This window comes from Nguyenibacter vanlangensis (genome assembly GCF_013376155.1).
Taxonomy (GTDB): Bacteria; Pseudomonadota; Alphaproteobacteria; order Acetobacterales; family Acetobacteraceae; genus Gluconacetobacter; species Gluconacetobacter vanlangensis.
This window is the reverse complement of sequence record NZ_JABXXP010001093.1, coordinates 1-713: the sequence shown is the minus strand read 5'-3', so window position 1 is coordinate 713 and position 713 is coordinate 1. Positions and strand designations below refer to the sequence as shown.

Sequence of the window (713 nt, the reverse complement as noted above, 5' to 3'; positions counted from 1 at the left end):
GGCCGCGCCCGCCGAAGGGCTGCACGCCGACCACCGCGCCGATCGTGTTGCGGTTGACATAGAGATTGCCCGCCGCGATCCGTCCGGTGACATGGTCGATCGTCTCGGCGATGCGGGTGTGCAGGCCGAAGGTCAGGCCGTAGCCGGTGGCGTTGATCGCGTCGATCAGCCGGTCGAGATCCTGGCGGCGCCAGCGCAGCACGTGCAGGACGGGCCCGAAGACCTCGCGCCCGATTTCGGCGATATCGTCGATTTCGATCAGGGTAGGGGGCAGGAAATGGCCGCCCGGGACCGCGTCGGGGATGGCGGGCGCGAAGATGCGCGCCCCGCTTTCGCGCATGCGCGCGATGTGCGCCGCGATGCCGGCGCGGGCCTGTTCGGTGATGACGGGGCCGATATCGGTGTGCAGCTTCGCCGGGTCGCCGACATGCAGCTCCTGCATCGCGCCGCGCAGCATGGCGAGCACGCGATCGGCGCAGTCGTCCTGCAGGCAGAGGACGCGCAGCGCCGAGCAGCGCTGGCCGGCGCTGTCGAAGGCCGAGGCGATGACGTCGGTGACCACCTGTTCGGCCAGGGCCGAGGAATCGACGATCATCGCGTTCTGGCCGCCGGTTTCGGCGACCAGCGGCACGGGTTGCCCGTTGGCGCCGGTGCGGCCGGCCAGTTGGGCGGCGATCAGGCGCGCGACCTCGGTCGAGCCGGTGAACATCACC

The 713-nt window shown here is 70.8% G+C and carries 1 protein-coding gene; it reads right to left on the bottom strand.

The features are described from left to right. The coding region (locus HUK84_RS21440) for an aldehyde dehydrogenase family protein (protein WP_176641952.1) at positions 1 to 713 on the bottom strand (713 nt) is incomplete at both ends.